The sequence below is a fragment of the Virgibacillus sp. GM2-2 genome (assembly GCF_055329585.1).
Genome location: NZ_JBUZWC010000164.1, coordinates 1 through 235, shown reverse-complemented (window position 1 = coordinate 235; position 235 = coordinate 1). Strand labels below are relative to the sequence as shown.

Annotated in this window: 1 protein-coding gene; it reads right to left on the bottom strand. The window is 67.7% G+C overall.

The features are described from left to right. Positions 1–235, bottom strand: a 235-nt coding sequence (locus tag ACY9Z2_RS19385; RefSeq protein ID WP_463611308.1) for a hypothetical protein, incomplete at both ends; no start/stop codon positions are given.

Here is a 235-nt window from a genome sequence, read left to right as displayed (position 1 = left end):
CACCCACCTTCGACAGCGACGGACCCGTCTTGGTCAGCTCGATCGCCGCCTGGAACAGGTCGATCGACCAGCTCGCCGTGTCCGTGAAGTCGTTCTCGAAGCCCGCCGGCGAGCAGGTCGCCGACGCCGTGTTGACGTACGGATCGGCTCCCGCCGGCACCACGAAGTCGCTCACCTGGATCACGTGGTCCAGACCCGACGCCACCGTGAAGGTCTCGTTGACCCCCACCGCCGC